Raw genomic sequence first — 15,333 nt, forward strand, 5'->3', positions numbered from 1 at the left:
GGACCAGACACCGATCCGAATCGGGGCATCCCCGATCGCACCGCGCAAGGCGGGGGACCGCCCCGCCGCGACGACGACAAGGACTGTTTATGGCCGACCGCGACCCCGTCGATTACACCGTCAATTCCCTGGTCCCCATGGTGGTCGAGCAGACCAACCGCGGCGAGCGGGCCTACGACATTTTCTCGCGCCTTTTGAAGGAGCGCATCATTTTCATCACCGGTCCGATCGAGGACACGGTGGCGACGCTGGTTTGCGCCCAGCTCCTGTTCCTGGAATCGGAAAACCCGAAAAAGGAAATCGCGCTCTACATCAATTCGCCCGGCGGCATCGTCTCGTCCGGCCTTGCCATCTACGACACCATGCAGTTCATCCGCCCGGCGGTCTCGACCCTGTGCTTCGGCCAGGCCGCCTCGATGGGTTCGCTCCTGCTGGCGGCCGGCGAGAAGGACATGCGCTTTGCGCTGCCCAACGCCCGCATCATGGTGCACCAGCCGTCCGGCGGCTTCCGCGGCCAGGCCAGCGATATCATGCTGCACGCCCAGGAGATCCTGGCGCTGAAGAAGCGCCTCAACGAGATCTACGGCAAGCACACCGGCCAGGAGCTCGACAAGATCGAGGCGGCGCTGGAGCGCGACAATTTCATGACGGCGGAGAAGGCGCAGGAGTTCGGCATCGTCGACCAGGTGATTTCCGACCGCGATATGATATCCGGCGGTGCGGAAAGCTGATCGCCCGGCGGCCGGCCGGGACGGCGTTGCAGGGGCCCGGAAATGGCGGCGTACCGGGCCGGGATTGCCGAAAGCGGGTGTGCCCTTGCGGGCGCACCTTACGGAAAATCTCGGATGTTGTGCCGCAGGCCTCTATTCTTTAGCGTAAGGGCCATTAAGTTTCTCTTGAGTGTTGGCCGTCTAACATGATGTCATCGCATCATGCGTTCGACGACGGCGGACGTTCGAAGACGTGTGGGATGGCACGAAAGGAGCAGGATCGCCTCCCGGTCCGGCCCTCCATTCCGACAAGGAAGGCGCATTGCCTTCCCACGACGTGAGGATGATTGAATGAGCAAGGTCAGCGGCGACAACAAGAACACGCTCTACTGTTCTTTCTGCGGAAAGAGCCAGCATGAGGTGCGCAAGCTGATCGCGGGTCCGACGGTTTTCATCTGCGATGAATGCGTGGAGCTGTGCATGGACATCATTCGCGAGGAGAACAAGACCTCGCTGGTGAAGTCGCGCGACGGCATCCCGAGTCCGGACGAGATCGCGACGGTCCTGAACGATTATGTGATCGGCCAGAGCCATGCCAAGAAGGTGCTGTCGGTTGCCGTGCACAATCACTACAAGCGCCTCAACCACGCGTCCAAGAACAACGACGTGGAGCTGGCGAAGTCCAACATCCTGCTGATCGGCCCGACCGGCTGCGGCAAGACGCTGCTCGCCCAGACGCTGGCGCGCATCCTCGACGTGCCGTTCACCATGGCCGATGCGACGACCCTGACCGAGGCCGGCTATGTCGGCGAGGATGTCGAGAACATCATCCTGAAGCTGCTGCAGTCGGCCGACTACAATGTCGAGCGGGCCCAGCGCGGCATCGTCTATATCGACGAGGTCGACAAGATCAGCCGCAAGTCCGACAACCCCTCGATCACCCGCGACGTGTCGGGCGAGGGCGTGCAGCAGGCGCTTCTGAAAATCATGGAAGGCACGGTGGCCAGCGTTCCCCCGCAGGGCGGCCGCAAGCACCCGCAGCAGGAATTCCTGCAGGTCGACACCACCAATATCCTGTTCATCGTCGGCGGTGCCTTCGCCGGCCTTGAAAAGATCATCTCCGACCGCGGCCGGTCCACCTCCATCGGCTTCAAGGCCCAGGTGCTGGCGCCGGAAGACCGCAGGACGGGCGAGCTGTTCCGCGGCGTGGAGCCGGAAGACCTTCTGAAGTTCGGCCTCATTCCGGAATTCGTCGGCCGCCTGCCGGTCATCGCCACGCTGGAGGACCTCGACGAGGCCGCCCTGGTGGAGATCCTTTCGGAGCCGAAGAACGCGCTGGTCAAGCAGTACCAGCGGCTGTTCGAGATGGAGTCGGTCGAGCTGACCTTCCAGGAAGAGGCGCTTCGCGCGATCGCCCGCAAGGCGATCGAGCGCAAGACCGGCGCCCGCGGCCTGCGCTCCATCATGGAGACGATTCTCCTCGACACCATGTTCGAGCTGCCGAGCCTTGAGGGCGTCAAGGAAGTCGTGATTGCCGCCGAGGTCGTCGACGGCAAGGCGCGCCCGCTCTACATTTACGAGGATCGTGCGGAGAATTCCGCCACGTCCGCGTAACTTTCGGGGATAGGTCGAGGCATCGCCGTTCACGTGCCTTGACACCCATAGGGCCGAGCGCCACCTAATACGAACAAGCGGCAGTGCCGGAGACGCCGGATGCGCCCGTACCGGGGCATCTGGTGCCTGCCGATTTCCTCCCGACACCGCTTACATTGCCGCGGGTGCGCGGACTGTTGGCACGTCTCGTGCAACGTTCGTCACCGTTCAGGAAAAGGATGATCCGATGTCCGCCATTGATTCGAGCTCTCCGGAAAAGAAGCAAGACGAGAACGTGTTCCCGGTTCTGCCGCTGCGCGACATCGTCGTATTCCCGCACATGATCGTCCCGCTCTTCGTTGGCCGCGAGAAATCGATCCGCGCCCTTGAGGAAGTGATGCAGGGCGACACCCAGATTCTCCTTGCCACGCAGAAGAATAGCTCCGACGACGACCCGTCGACCGACCAGATCTACGAGGTCGGCACGCTGGCCACCGTGTTGCAGCTCCTGAAGCTGCCGGACGGTACCGTGAAGGTGCTGGTGGAAGGCGGCGACCGGGCAGAGATCGTCGAATTCAGCGACCGCGACGACCTGTTCGAGGCGCGCATCCAGGTGCTGCCGGAGGACGAGGGCGACGAGGTGGAGGCCGAGGCGCTTGCCCGTTCCGTGGTCAACGAGTTCGAAAACTACGTCAAACTGAACAAAAAGGTGTCACCGGAGGTGCTCGGCGCCATCGGCCAGATCGACGACTATTCCAAGCTCGCCGACACCGTCGCCTCGCACCTGGCCATCAAGATCCCGGAGAAGCAGGAAATCCTGTCGATCGTCTCCGTCGGCGGCCGGCTGGAGCGTATCCTCGGCCTGATGGAGAGCGAGATCTCCGTGCTGCAGGTCGAAAAGCGCATCCGCAGCCGGGTCAAGCGCCAGATGGAGAAGACCCAGCGCGAGTATTACCTCAACGAGCAGATGAAGGCGATCCAGAAGGAACTCGGCGACTCGGAGGACGGGCGCGACGAGATCCAGGAACTGGAAGACAAGATCGCCAAGACCAAGCTGACCAAGGAAGCCAAGGAAAAGGCCCTCGGCGAGATCAAGAAGCTGCGCCAGATGAGCCCGATGTCGGCCGAGGCGACGGTAGTGCGCAACTACCTCGACTGGCTGCTCGGCATTCCGTGGTCGCGCAGCTCCAAGGTCAAGAACGACCTCGGCTATGCCGAGGAGGTCCTCGACACCGACCACTACGGCCTGGAAAAGGTCAAGGAGCGGATCATCGAGTACCTGGCGGTGCAGAGCCGGGCCAACAAGCTGAAGGGGCCGATCCTGTGCCTGGTCGGTCCTCCGGGCGTCGGCAAGACCTCGCTCGGCAAGTCGATCGCGCGGGCCACGGGCCGCGAGTTCGTGCGCATGTCGCTTGGCGGCGTGCGCGACGAGGCGGAAATCCGCGGCCACCGGCGGACCTATATCGGCTCGATGCCCGGCAAGGTCATCCAGTCGATGAAAAAGGCCAAGAAGTCCAACCCGCTGTTCCTCTTGGACGAGATCGACAAGATGGGCATGGACTTCCGCGGCGATCCGTCGTCGGCGCTGCTTGAGGTGCTCGATCCGGAGCAGAACTCCTCGTTCATGGACCACTATCTGGAGGTCGAATACGACCTCTCAAACGTGATGTTCGTGACCACGGCCAACACCCTCAACATCCCGGCGCCGCTGATGGACCGCATGGAGATCATCCGCATCGCCGGCTACACCGAGGACGAGAAGGTCGAGATCGCCAAGCGCCACCTGATGCCGAAGACGCAGAAGGATCATGGCCTTGCCGACGACGAGTTCTCCATCACGGAAGCCGCGCTGAAGACCCTGATCCGGCGTTACACCCGCGAGGCCGGCGTGCGGAACCTGGAACGCGAGATCGCGACCCTGTCGCGCAAGGCGATCAAGGAGCTGCTGACGTCGAGGAAGAAGAGCATCAAGGTGACGCCGAAGAAACTCGAGGAGTATCTCGGTGCGCCGCGCTACCGCTACGGCGAGGCCGAGGACGAGGATCGGGTCGGTGTCGTCACCGGCCTTGCCTGGACCGAGGTCGGCGGCGAGCTCCTGACGATCGAAGGCGTCGACATGCCCGGCAAGGGCAAGATGACCGTGACCGGCAATTTGCGCGACGTGATGAAGGAATCGATCTCGGCGGCGGCGTCCTATGTGCGCTCGCGTTCGGTCGATTTCGGCATCAAGCCGAGCCTCTTCGACCGGCGCGACATCCACGTCCACGTGCCGGAAGGCGCGACACCGAAGGACGGCCCGTCGGCCGGCGTTGCCATGGTCACCGCGATCGTCTCGGTGATGACCGGGGTTCCGGTCAAGAAGAGCGTTGCCATGACCGGCGAGATCACCCTGCGCGGCCGGGTGCTGCCGATCGGCGGCCTGAAGGAGAAGCTCCTTGCGGCCCTGCGCGGCGGCATCAAGACAGTGCTGATCCCGGATGAGAACGCCAAGGACCTGACCGAGATCCCGGACAACGTGAAGAACGCGCTGGAGATCATCCCGGTCGGTCGCATGGACGAGGTGCTGGCCAACGCCCTTGCCGGCGAGCTCGAACCGATCGAATGGGACGCGGCGGACGAGGAGCAGAATCCTGCCGTTTCCGACGACGACAGCGCCGCTTTAACCGCCCATTAAGCGACAAAGCTGCAACACCCACGTGCCCCCGGCCGTCCGGCCGGGGGTTTTTTATCGAAAATGGTGAAAAACCGCAGATTTCTGCGAGAAACAGCCTTGCTTTCGTCGGCTTTTCCCCAGAAGTATGAACCTTGGCGGGCAAGCGGCGAATCAGGCACGCCCGCAAGACACGAAAGGATTTCTGATGAACAAGAACGAACTCATCGCCGACGTTGCCGAGCGCACGGGGCTGACGAAGGCCGCTGCCGGCGAAGCCGTCGATGCGACCTTTGCTGCGGTGACCGATGCCCTGAAGAAGGGCGACGAGGTCCGCATCATCGGTTTCGGCAATTTCTCCGTGACCCAGCGTGCCGCCACCGAAGGCCGCAACCCGCGCACGGGCGAGACCATCAAGATTCCGGCGTCCAAGACGCCGAAGTTCAAGGCCGGCAAGGGCCTCAAGGATTCCGTCAACGGCTGAACCGTTGGCGCCCGATCCGCGCGGCCCTGAGGGCCGCTGCGGAGCCGGGTCCTTGCACCGGGAAAACGGGCCGTTCCGATCGGGGCGGCCCGTTTTCTTTTGGGGGGCGTGGCGCAGTCTCTGCTCAGCCGGTTGCGTTGTGTTGCGGGCCTCGGCACAGTGGCGGCCGATTGCCGTTGACTGATCGATTTGAGGAGACGCGCCGGTGACAGCGCTCGCGGAAATTCCCTACGGCCTTTACTGGTCGACGCCGTTCGCCAAGTGGCAGGGAGCGTTCGCGTCCCTCAACAGCGTCGAATTCGGCGCCCATGTGACGCGGCAGGAGCTGGCGCGGCGCGAGATCGATCCCGGCGTCTTCGACCATGCGGTGCTGGGCATCAGCGTGCCGCAGCACCATTCCTTCTACGGCGCGCCCTGGTTCATGGGGCTGATCGGCGCCGGCCATGTGGGCGGCCCGACCGTCATGCAGGCCTGCGCCACCGGCGCACGGGCACTGCTTGCCGGCGCCCTGGAGATCGGTTCAGGCATGGCCGGCGTCAGCCTCATCGCCACCTGCGATCGGACCTCCAACGGCCCACACCTTTACTATCCCAACCCGCGGGGGCCCGGCGGCACCGGGGCCTCGGAAGACTGGGTCATGGACAATTTCGGCTGCGATCCGCTCGGTGGCCACGCCATGGTGACGACCGCAGAGAACGTTGCGAAAAAGCACGGGATTTCAACGGAGGAGCAGCATGAAGTCGTGCTCCGCCGCCACGAGCAATACGCGATGGCGACCGCCGACGACCGGGCCTTCCAGCGCCGTTACATGACGCTGCCGTTCGAGGTGCCGGCACCGAACTTCAAGAAAATCGCCACGACCATCGCCGGCGACGAGGGGATCGCGGCGACGACGGCCGAAGGCCTTGCGCGCCTCAAGCCCGTGGTTCCCGGCGGCACCGTTACCTTCGGCGGCCAGACCCATCCGGCCGACGGCTCCGTTGCCGTGGTCGTTGCCGGTGCGGAGAGGGCGCGGGAGCTGTCCCGCGATCCGTCCATCCGGATTTCGCTTCTCGGTTTCGGCCAGGCGCGCACGGAGCTTGCCCATATGCCCGAGGCGACCATTCCGGCCGCACGGCGCGCGCTCGACCAGGCAGGGTTGGGTATCTCCGAAATGGCGGCCATCAAGTCTCACAACCCCTTTGCCGTCAACGACATCGTCTTTGCCCGCGAGACCGGCTGCGACCTTTCGACCATGAACAATTACGGCTCGTCGCTGATCTGGGGCCATCCCCAGGCGCCGACGGGGCTCCGCTCCATCGTCGAGCTGATTGAGGAACTGGTGATCCGGGGCGGCGGCTACGGGCTCTTTGAGGGCTGCGCGGCCGGCGATACGGCGATGGCCGTCGTCCTCAAGGTCGAGAGCCGCTGACTGGCCGGTCCGGCCAGCCTTTTCGGCCTTTTTGAACGGGCGGCGAGTCGTGCACTGGCGATTGTATCCAGCCCCTTCACAGGGCCGGTTCGGCTTGCCATAGTTGCCCGCAACGCTGATCGGGGCGGCCGCCGAAGGTTGCGCCGATCGGGCATTCGAGGGGACCAAGAATGGCAATCGTTGAGCGCGGCAGCCTGGAATTCGCGCCCGCCCGTGTGGAGCGCACCGAGCTTGCCGATGGCGGCTTCGTGTTGTCCTCGCCGATGCCGCTCGCCTCCTATCCCGACCACGTCTGCGCCTGCCTGCACCACTGGGCGGAAAGGGTTCCGGACCGCACCTTCCTTGCCGAACGGGACGGCGAGGGCGCCTGGCGGCGGGTGAGTTATGCCGAGGCGCTGCACAGCGTCAGGGCGATTGCGGCCGCGCTCCTTGCCCGCGGCATCACGGCCGACACGCCGGTGATGCTGCTTTCCGACAATTCCATCGAGAACGGGCTCTTACAGCTCGGATCGATCTATGCCGGCATTCCGGCAACGCCGGTCTCGCCGGCCTATTCGCTGATGTCGGAGGACCACGAAAAGCTCAACTATATCTATGACCTGGTCGGGCCGAAGCTGATCTTTGCCGCCGACGGCGCGCGCTTTGAAAAGGCGCTGTCGAGCCTCGACCTGACCGGTGTGGAACTGGTCATCGCCGCCAACGAGGCGCGGCCGGCAACGCACTTCTCGGAGCTTCTGGAGGCCGTGCCCGGCGCTGCCGTCGATTCCGCCTACCGGTCCGCCGGGCCGGACGCGCCAACAAAAATCCTCTTTACGTCGGGCTCGACCGGCCAGCCGAAGGGCGTCATCAACACCCACCGGATGATGGTCTCCAACCAGCAGATGATGCTGCAGGTCTGGCCGTTCCTGGAGCGGCGCCCGCCGGTCATCCTCGACTGGCTGCCCTGGCACCATACCTTCGGCGGCAATCACAACTTCAACATGATGCTCTATAATGGCGGCACGCTGTTCATCGACCACGGCAAGCCGGTGCCGGGCCTCATCGACCGCACCATCGCCAATCTCAGCGACGTCGCCCCGACGCTCTATTTCAACGTGCCGCGCGGCTTCGACATGGTGCTGCCGTACCTGGAAGAGGACGAGCGGCTGCGCGACTATTTCTTCTCCGAGCTCGATCTCATCTTCTATGCGGCGGCCGCCCTGCCGCAGAATCTTTGGGAGCGGCTGGAACAGCTCTCCGTCGCCGCGCGCGGCTCGAAAATCCCGATGACCTCGTCCTGGGGCGCGACCGAAACGGCGCCGGCCGTCACCAACGCCCATTTTCCGATCGAGCGGGCCGGGGTGATCGGTCTGCCGCTGCCGGGGGTCGACCTCAAATTCACCCCGAACGGCGACAAGCTGGAAATGCGTGTGCGCGGGCCGCTGGTGACGCCCGGCTACTATTTGCGCGACGACCTGACCAAGGCGGCCTTCGACGACGACGGGTTTTATCGCATCGGCGATGCGGGCCGGCTGGCCGATCCGGATAATCCGGAAGCAGGCGTCGTCTTCGACGGGCGGGTCGCGGAGGACTTCAAGCTGATGTCGGGCTCCTGGGTCAGCGTCGGCAACATCCGCGTTGCCGCCATTGCCGCCGGTGCGCCGGTGATCCAGGACTGCGTCGTCACCGGCCACGACCGGGACGAGGTCGGCATCCTCGTCTTTCCCAACGTTGCCGGCTGTGCCAAGCTTTCTGGCCGGGAGCCGAGCACCCCGCTCGACGAACTGGTCGTCGCCGAAGCGGTGCGCGACAAGCTGCGGCGCGGGATCGGCCATTACAACCAGACCCATGCCGGCTCCAGCCTGCGCATCGCCCGGGTGCTGATCATGACGACGCCGCCGTCGATCGACAAAAACGAGATCACCGACAAGGGCTACATCAACCAGCGCGCGGCCATCGACAACCGCGCCGACCTCGTGGAGTTGCTCTATTCGGATGATCCGCGGGTGATGCGGCTCTAGGGCGGGTGAGTGGGGGCGCTCGGCCCTCCGACGCCGTTCACGGCTTGGGCCGAGTGTTCGCACTATCTAAAGTATTGGTCTGCAAAGCCGAACTGGATTGCTTCGCTGCGCTCGCAATGACGGCGGAGATTCCTGAGGCCTATCAACGTCATTGCGAGGAGGCCGTCAGGCCGACGCGGCAATCCATGGGGCGGTTTCGCAGAGGACCGCCTTTCGAACCCCGGCGACAGCGCCGTCTCACGAAATCTCCGCAATCAACTCCTCGGTCGTCACCTGGCGGCAATAGCCCTTGATGGCGCGCAGCGAGAAGTCGTGGCGTTCCTGGGTGTAGGTGGCGCAGGCGTCGGTCACCTCCGTCACCAGATAGCCGAGGTCGCAGGCGTCGCGGATCGCGCTTTCCACGCACTGATCGGTCACTAGGCCGGCGATGACGAGCTGCTTCACGCCGAGATTGCGCAGGATGTAGTCGATGTGGGTGGAGACGAAGACGGAGGACGAGCTCTTCGGCAGCCAGATCTCGTCGTCGGTCGGTTCGAGCTCGTCGATGACCTTGCCGTCCCAGGAACCCTTGGGGACGTTGAAGCCGGAGATCTTGTAGTCGAGGCTGCGGTCGCGGCCGTCCTTGGTCAGGCTCTCGATGGTCGTATAGAGGACCTCGATGCCGGCCTGGCGGAACGCTGCCTGGAGCTTCTGCATGTTGGGGATGGCGAGCGACTTCAGGCGCTCGAAATAATAGGCGTATTTGGTCGCGATCTCCGCGTCGGGGATGTCCTTGAACTCCGCGCCGTCGCGTTTCACCGCGAAGTTCTGGACGTCGATGAAGAGGAGCGCCGCCTCTGCGGCAACGAGCGGGACCTCGCGGGTCAGGCCTTCGGCAGCGGTCATAGGAGTCCCTTCTGGTTGGCAAGCACGTGGTCGATGACGGCGGCAAGGACCTCCGTCCAGGTCTCGCGGCCCTTCGGTGTTGCGATCTCGTCGTTGCGCACTTCCAGGAGGACGTGCGGGATGCCGCGCTTCTCGCCATGGACGGGGATCGTGAAGTCGCTGTCGTCCTCGACCGTATAGGGCTCGTTGAAGGTGGAAAGGTACGCCGAGGCGTGGACGTCGAGCCCCGCCATCAGGTGCCGCGCCAGCCGGTCGTCGCGATTGTAGAGAAGGCCGACATGCCAGGGCCGCGGCTCGGGCTTGGCGGCAAGCTCGGCAGTGAAGGAATGGACGGCGACGAGGAGGGCCGGCTGTCCGGCGGCCCGCCGTTCGTCGAGGAGGCTCGCGACCGTGCCGTGGAAGGGCGTATGGACCTCCTCCACGCGCCGGCGGTGGGCGAGGGGCGAGATGCCCCGGTTGGCCGGGATGGCCGTTCCGTCGCTCACCTCCGGCACGCATTGCGGGCTTTCCGGCGGGCGGTTGCAGTCGACGACGAGGCGGCTGTAGGGCTGCAGGACGAGCGGGGCATCGAGCCGGGCCGAGAGCCGCCGCGCCAGGTCCTCCGCGCCGATGTCGTAGGCGATGTGCCGGTCCATCTCTTGGCGCGCGATGCCGAGATCGCCGAGGGCGCGCGGGATACGGCGCCCGGCGTGCTCGCAGGTCAGGAACACCGGCGAAGCGCCGGTCGGATTGGCCACCTCGAAGGGCCTCGGCTCGTCAGGGCCGAGAAGGGGCGCGGTGGCGACCGCGCCGGCATTGCGCGAAGCTTCTCCCATCGGTCAGACCTTTTCCGTGCCGAAATTGGCCGAGGGAATGAGGCCGTTCGGCCGCCACAGCAGCACCAGCACGACAACGGCAAGGCCGATCGGCTCCTTGAACTCCTGCAGGCTCTCCGGGAGGAAGGCCGTGGAATAGATCTCGATGAAGCCGAGCAGGAAGCCGCCGGCAACGGCGCCGGTGAGCGATCCGAGGCCGCCGAGGATGGAGGCGATGAAGGCCTTCAGCACCGGCACGAAGCCCATCAGCGGGTCGACCGAGGCGCGTTGGGAGACCCACAGCACGGAGGCGACACCTGCAAGCAGCCCGGAGAGCGCGAAGGCGCCGGCGATGACGGCGTTGGCCCTCACGCCCATCAGGCGGGCGACGGGAAAGTCCTCGGCGGCGGCGCGCATGGCGATGCCCACCGACGTGCGCTTCAGGAACCAGTTGAGGAAGATCAGCATGACGATGGTCGCGCCGATCGCCGCCAGCTTGTTGACGCCGATGAGGAAGTCGCCGAAGGCGACGCTCTGGGCAAGGCCTTCCGGCAGCGCCACCGGCTTGGAGCGGGTGGCGATGAGGTTCTGGAACAGGATCTGCAGGATGGTGGCGACGGCAAAGCTGGTGACCAGCATGGTCGCGCCGGAGGCATTGCGCACGGGCCGGAAGGCGATGCGCTCCATCAGCACGGCGGCAAGGATGGCGGCCAGGATCGCCAGCGGCACGGAGATGACGAAGGGCACGCCCGCAATGCCGCAATACATCAGCGTGTAGCCGGAAATGGTCATCAGCTCGCCATGGGCGAAGTTGATCATCCCCATGACGGAAAAGACGATGGCAAGGCCGAGGGCGAGAAGCGCGTATGTGCCGCCGAGCGCCACCGCGTTGACCGTCTGCTGCAGGAACAGTTCCATGGGGTCAGTGGGCTCCCAGATAGGCTTCTTCGACGATGTTGGAGGATTTCAGCTCCTCCGCGGTGCCGGAGGCGACGACGGCGCCGCCGGCGACCAGGTAGCCCCGGTCGATGATGTCCAGCGACATGGCGACGTTCTGTTCCACCAAGAGGATGGTGATGCCTTGGGCCCTGAGCTTGGCGATCAGCTCGAAGATCGATTCCACGATCTGCGGCGCAAGGCCGAGCGAGGGCTCGTCGAGGAGCAGGAGCTTGGGATCGATCATCAGCGCGCGGGCGATCGCCAGCATCTGCTGCTGGCCGCCGGAAAGGGTGCCGGCGAACTGGTGCTCGCGCTCCTTCAGGATCGGGAACAGCTCGAAGACCTGGTCGTAGCTGTCGGACAAGGTCGAGGTGTCGGCGCGGCCGTAGGAGCCGAGGCGCAGGTTCTCCGCGACCGTCAGGCCGGAGAAGACGCGCCGGCCTTCCGGGCAGAGCGTGATGCCGCGGCGCACCAGCATTTCCGTCGGCAGCTTGGTGACGTCCTTGCCGCGAAAGGAAATCGATCCTTCCGCCGCCGGCACCAGGCTGACGATGGCGTTCAGCGTCGACGACTTGCCGGCGCCGTTGGCGCCGAGGAGGGCGACGAGTTCGCCTTCCTCGACGTTGAGCGATACGCCCCTGACCGCTTCGACGGGGCCGTAGCGGACTTTCAGATCGGAGACGGTCAGGAGCGGCATGCCGGGGACTTTCCGTTGTCGCTTATTGCATCCGGGGGGCGGGGATGAGGTCCGCATCCGGCGAGGGCTGGCCGACGAGTTCGCGCTTGCCGTCCTTGACGCGCACGAGCGAGACTTCCCGCACCGGCATGCCCATGGTGCCCTTGTAGGTGATCAGGCTGGTCGCGCCCTGGACGTTCTCAAGGTTGGCGATGGCATCGCGCAGCGCGACGGAATCGGTGGTGCCGGCTTCCTTGACGGCGGCGGCGATGACCTTCACGAGGTCGTAGCCGATGGCGTTGAAGACGGTCTCGGACTTCTTGCCCATCTTCTCCTCGTAGAGCTTGTTGAACTTCTCCAGCGGGCTGCCTGCCGTCGGGTGGCCGGCGGTGGAGAAGACGACGCCCTCGGCCGCTTCGCCGAGCGAGAAGGTGGTGGGCGAATCGATGCCGTCGGAGCCGATCACCTGGGATCTCACGCCGGCGGCGCGGAGCTGCTTGATGAAAGCCGGGAAGTTCGGCTCATAGGCCGACGTCATGATGACGTCCGGCTGGGGATCGAGCGCCTTGATCTTGGTGACCTCGGCGGAGAAGTCCTGCTGGTCGAGCTTGTAGGTGGCCTTGCCGAGGATTTTTCCGCCAAGCGCTTCGAAGACGTCGCCGAAATAGAGCGGCAGGGTGGTGTACTGGGTGTCCGGCGAATAGAGCAGGTAGGCGGAGCGGTGGCCCTGGTCGAAGGCCCATTTGGCCGAGACGGTCGCCTGGACGTTGTCGCCGGGGAAGTTGGCGAACATGTAGTCGCCGCCCATTACCGGCAGCGTCGGCGAGGAGGCGCAGGTGGAGAAGGCCGGGATCTGGGCGGCACCGGAGATCGAGGCGGCGGCAAATGCCGGATCGGCGTCGCAGGGCAGCACCAGCACGTCGACGCCGGCATCGACCAGTTCCTGGGTGGCGATCGAGGTCTGGGCGGCGTCGGACCGCACGTCCTTGTCGATGGTCTCGATCTTGATCTTGCCGTCGATGCCGCCGGCCTCGTTGATCTCGTCGACGGCGATCTTGAAGCCCTCGATGACCGGGCCGTCGAACGGGGCGAGGCTGCCGGTCTGGGCGGTGGCGACGCCGATGGTCAGCGTGTCATCGGCAGCCGAAGCGGCACCGAACGCGGGCAATGCCAGCGCCGTGCCGAGGATGAGCGGTGTCAGAAACTTCTTCATGTCGGTTCCCTTCTTTTGGGCGGAGGTGGTGTCTCTTTTCCGGTCAGGCCGCGATGTCGTCCTGGCGTTTGCGGCCCAGATAGGCGGTGATCACATCGGGGTTCTTCTGCACGTCGCCGGGAGCGCCCTCGGCGATGAGCTTGCCCTCGTTGAGGACGACGACGCGGTCGCACAGCCGCACGATCAGCGGCAGGTCGTGGTCGACGACGAGAAGGCCGAGGCCGAGCGTGTCGCGGAGCTTGCGCAGGGTCTCCATCAGCGCATCGGTCTCTTCGCGGTTCATGCCGGCGGCCGGCTCGTCGAGGAACAGGAAGTCGGGTTCCAGCGCCAGGGCGCGGGCGATCTCCACCCGGCGCTGGTCGCCATAGGAAAGGGTGTTGGCCTTCGATTCCGCCTTGTCGGCGATGCCCATCCAGTCGAGGGCGGCGGCGCTTGCGGCTTCCGCCTCGGCGACGCTGCGCTTCGGCCAGGCGTTGAGGGCGGCGGCCAGCACGTTCTGGCGCACGCTCAGGGTCCGGAACAGGCGGATATTCTGGAAGGTGCGGGCGATGCCGAGGCCGGCGATCCTGTGCGCCGGCATGTCGGTGATGACGGTGTCGCCCTTTGTGACGACGCCGCTGGTTGCCGGAAGGACGCCGGAGATGAGGTTGAGGAGCGTCGTCTTGCCGGAGCCGTTCGGACCGATCAGGCCGACGATCTCGCCGGGCGCGAGGGACAGGGAGACCTTGTCGACGGCGATGAGGCCGGCGAAGCGCTTGGTCACGGTGTCTGCGACAAGGGTGTCCTCGTTCTTCGTCGCCGCCAGTTTTGGCGCGTCGTCGCCTTCCGGCATCTTTCGTCGGAACAGCCACGGCAGCAGCCGTTCGTCCCATTCGTCGAGGCCGGCAAGGCCGTCAGAGCGGCGGAACATGACGAGGAGGATGATGAGGCCGATGCCGATCTGGGTGGTGCCGAAGACCTCCGGGAGCTGGTAGCCGAAGAGGTCGATGCCGCCTTCCAGTCGCCGCAGGATCTCCGAGACCAGCGTAATGGAGACGGCGCCAACGACGGCTCCGGTCATCGTCGTCATGCCGCCGACGATGAGCATGGCGAGCAGCGCGAAGGTGTCGTGGAAATAGAATTTCTTCGGCGAGAAGGCGCCGAGGAAGTGCCCGAGCGCGACGCCGGCGAGCGCGACGAGGCCGGCGCTGAGCACCCAGGCGAGCATCCGCTCGTGCTTGACGCCGATGCCGTTTGCCTTGGCCGCGATCAGGTCCTCGCGGGCGGCCCTCAGCTTCAGGCCGGGTACGGAATCCCGGAACAGGCGGACGATGACGAGGGCGACGGCGCAGACGGCGGCGGCGACCCAGATGTCGGTCTCGCGCGGCACGCCGAAGAAGGACTGGCTGCCGCGGGTGATGTCGCGGGCGCCGATGATGACGCCGTGGACGATGATGAGGAGAGCAAGCGTCGCGATGGTTGCCGCCGCGCCTTCGAGCCGGGCGATGACCAGGCCGGCGACATAAGCGACGAGCATGGAGAAGGCGATGGCGACGAGTAGGGCCAGCACGAAATCGAGGTGGATGGCGGCGAGGACCGGCGGCAGGTTCGGCAGCGTCATGTTCTTCATGGCCACCGGCAGCGACAGGATCGCCGAGGTGTAGGCCGCAATGCCCATGAAGGAGAGGTGACCGAAGCTGAGAATGCCGGAATTGCCGCAGTAGAGCCCCATGCCGGCAACAGCGGCCAGGTTGATGAAGAAGACGATCAGGGTGCGCTCGACGCCGCCGCCGACATTGGCGCCGACCATTGCGGCCGCGATCACCAGGAGGACCGGCACGAGAACGGCGATCGCCAGAAAGCGCCAGGGGAGTACCGTCATGCCACCATCTCGTTGGCCATCATCTCTTGGGCTCGCCGTTTCGCCTGGGAGGGGGCGTCAGACCGCCGGAATTACCGTCACATTTCAGCAAAAGGAAAATTTCAAAGTCAATAGTTT

The 15,333-nt window shown here is 65.1% G+C and carries 12 protein-coding genes; 6 read left to right on the forward strand and 6 right to left on the reverse strand.

Annotated features, from left to right (window positions below; all coding sequences use genetic code 11):
• Positions 1-89: 89 nt before the first annotated feature.
• The 6 genes from CH339_RS04105 to CH339_RS04130 all read left to right on the forward strand — a co-directional run bounded on the left by CH339_RS04105 (position 90) and on the right by CH339_RS04130 (position 8,848).
• Positions 90-731, forward strand: coding sequence for an ATP-dependent Clp protease proteolytic subunit (locus CH339_RS04105; RefSeq protein ID WP_111433008.1), 642 nt, complete (start codon positions 90-92; stop codon positions 729-731).
• A gap of 330 nt (positions 732-1,061) precedes the next feature.
• Complete coding sequence (gene clpX / locus CH339_RS04110) at positions 1,062-2,324, forward strand: ATP-dependent Clp protease ATP-binding subunit ClpX (protein ID WP_111433009.1); 1,263 nt, start codon at positions 1,062-1,064, stop codon at positions 2,322-2,324.
• A gap of 226 nt (positions 2,325-2,550) precedes the next feature.
• Complete coding sequence (lon, locus tag CH339_RS04115; RefSeq protein WP_111433010.1) at positions 2,551-4,977, forward strand: endopeptidase La; 2,427 nt, start codon at positions 2,551-2,553, stop codon at positions 4,975-4,977.
• Positions 4,978-5,161: 184 nt separating this feature from the next.
• Positions 5,162-5,437 carry an HU family DNA-binding protein gene (locus tag CH339_RS04120; RefSeq protein ID WP_111433011.1) on the forward strand — a complete coding sequence of 92 codons (276 nt, stop codon included), beginning with the start codon at positions 5,162-5,164 and terminating at the stop codon, positions 5,435-5,437.
• A 205-nt stretch (positions 5,438-5,642) separates the two neighbouring features.
• Positions 5,643-6,848, forward strand: coding sequence for a thiolase family protein (locus CH339_RS04125; RefSeq protein WP_111433012.1), 1,206 nt, complete (start codon positions 5,643-5,645; stop codon positions 6,846-6,848).
• 170 nt (positions 6,849-7,018) lie between these two features.
• Positions 7,019-8,848 (forward strand): feruloyl-CoA synthase, encoded by a 1,830-nt coding sequence (locus tag CH339_RS04130; protein WP_111433013.1) that lies wholly within the window; start codon positions 7,019-7,021, stop codon positions 8,846-8,848.
• A gap of 237 nt (positions 8,849-9,085) precedes the next feature.
• Here the strand turns inward: CH339_RS04130 and CH339_RS04135 are convergent, their stop codons facing one another.
• The 6 genes from CH339_RS04135 to CH339_RS04160 are packed head-to-tail and all read right to left on the reverse strand — an operon-like array spanning position 9,086 to position 15,216.
• On the reverse strand, positions 9,086-9,733 hold the full coding sequence (locus tag CH339_RS04135; protein WP_111433014.1) for a cysteine hydrolase family protein: 648 nt from the start codon (positions 9,731-9,733) through the stop codon (positions 9,086-9,088).
• Positions 9,730-10,548 (reverse strand): N-formylglutamate amidohydrolase, encoded by an 819-nt coding sequence (locus CH339_RS04140; RefSeq protein WP_111433015.1) that lies wholly within the window; start codon positions 10,546-10,548, stop codon positions 9,730-9,732. Before CH339_RS04140 ends, CH339_RS04135 begins: the two co-directional genes overlap by 4 nt.
• 3 nt (positions 10,549-10,551) lie before the next feature.
• Positions 10,552-11,445, reverse strand: a complete 894-nt coding sequence (locus CH339_RS04145) for a branched-chain amino acid ABC transporter permease (protein WP_111433016.1) — start codon at positions 11,443-11,445, stop codon at positions 10,552-10,554.
• A 4-nt stretch (positions 11,446-11,449) separates the two neighbouring features.
• Positions 11,450-12,163 carry an ABC transporter ATP-binding protein gene (locus CH339_RS04150; RefSeq protein WP_111433017.1) on the reverse strand — a complete coding sequence of 238 codons (714 nt, stop codon included), beginning with the start codon at positions 12,161-12,163 and terminating at the stop codon, positions 11,450-11,452.
• A 22-nt stretch (positions 12,164-12,185) separates the two neighbouring features.
• A complete protein-coding gene (locus CH339_RS04155; RefSeq protein WP_111433018.1) occupies positions 12,186-13,355 on the reverse strand; it encodes an ABC transporter substrate-binding protein in 1,170 nt (389 codons plus the stop codon).
• 43 nt (positions 13,356-13,398) lie between these two features.
• Positions 13,399-15,216 (reverse strand): branched-chain amino acid ABC transporter ATP-binding protein/permease, encoded by a 1,818-nt coding sequence (locus CH339_RS04160; protein WP_111433019.1) that lies wholly within the window; start codon positions 15,214-15,216, stop codon positions 13,399-13,401.
• Positions 15,217-15,333 lie beyond the last annotated feature (117 nt).

The sequence above is a fragment of the Rhodobium orientis genome (assembly GCF_003258835.1).
GTDB lineage: Bacteria > Pseudomonadota > Alphaproteobacteria > Rhizobiales > Rhodobiaceae > Rhodobium > Rhodobium orientis.